Below are 1069 nucleotides of genomic sequence, written 5' to 3' on the forward strand. Positions count from 1 at the left end.
GCGGCGGCGCAGGCGCTGCTGGGCGAGCAGGATTTCAGTGCTTTCCGCAGCGTGCAGTGCCAGGCGCTGCACGCGCGGCGCGAACTGCAGTCGATCGTGGTGAGCCGCAGCGGCGAGCTGGTCGAGATCCAGGTCCAGGCCAATGCATTCCTTCATCACATGGTGCGCAATATCGTTGGTTCCCTTGTCATGGTGGGAACGGGCGAAAAGCCGGTGTCCTGGATTGGCGAACTGCTCGCGGGACGCGACCGTCGCGTCGCTGGTCCGACGGCACCGCCGCAGGGCCTGGTGTTCGTCGGTCCCCTCTATCCCGCCCACTGGACGCTTCCGGACGAGGTCACGCTATGAATCGCACGCTGTATCGCACCCGCATCAAGTTCTGCGGCATGACCCGCGCCGGCGACATCCGCCTGGCAGGCGAGTTGGGCGTGGATTCGATCGGGTTCGTGTTCGCCCATGGCAGCCCGCGGCGAGTGGCGCCGGCCGAGGCGCGGGCCATGCGCCAGGCCGCCGCGCCGATGGTGGACGTGGTGGCGCTGTTCCGCGACAACCCCAAGGACGAGGTGCGCGAGGTGCTGCGCACGGTGCGTCCGACCCTGCTGCAGTTCCATGGCGACGAGGACGACGGCTTCTGTCGCAGCTTCAACCTGCCGTACCTGAAGGCGGTGCCGATGGGCGGCGGCGAGGTGAATGCGCGCACCCTGCAGCTGCAGTATCCGAACGCGGCCGGCTTCCTGTTCGACAGCCACGCGCCCGGCGAAAGCGGCGGTTCGGGCAAGACCTTCGACTGGTCGCGGCTGCCGACCGGCCTGCACCGGCCGTTCCTGCTCGCCGGCGGCATCAATGGCGACAACGTGTTCGACGCGATCATCGGCACCCTGCCGTGGGGCGTGGACGTATCCAGCGGCATCGAGAGCCAGCCCGGGATCAAGGACGGCCACAAGATGCGCAAGTTCGTCGAGGAAGTGCGCCGCGCCGACTGCCACGAGTTGAACACCAACTGCTGAGCGCTGCCGGCTGGCACGCGCCGCCGGGAGCAGCCCGCTGCCGGGTCCGGGCCGGCCCCGGC

At 69.0% G+C, this 1069-nt stretch carries 2 protein-coding genes; both read left to right on the forward strand.

The genetic code is table 11. The features are described 5' to 3' along the window. The coding region (locus D180_RS21955) for a tRNA pseudouridine synthase A (protein WP_017914470.1) at positions 1 to 348 on the forward strand (348 nt) is incomplete at its 5' end. Next, positions 345 to 1007 carry a phosphoribosylanthranilate isomerase gene (locus D180_RS21960; protein WP_010342993.1) on the forward strand — a complete coding sequence of 221 codons (663 nt, stop codon included), beginning with the start codon at positions 345 to 347 and terminating at the stop codon, positions 1005 to 1007. The genes D180_RS21955 and D180_RS21960, both read left to right, overlap by 4 nt. Positions 1008 to 1069 lie beyond the last annotated feature (62 nt).

It is taken from the genome of Xanthomonas sp. SHU 166, from assembly GCF_000364685.1.
Classification (GTDB): Bacteria; Pseudomonadota; Gammaproteobacteria; order Xanthomonadales; family Xanthomonadaceae; genus Xanthomonas_A; species Xanthomonas_A sontii.

Bases quoted from the DNA above. Each gene is read 5' to 3' on its own strand.
- D180_RS21960 (WP_010342993.1), top strand. From the start codon at position 345: ATGAATCGCACGCTGTATCGCACCCGCATCAAGTTCTGCGGCATGACC.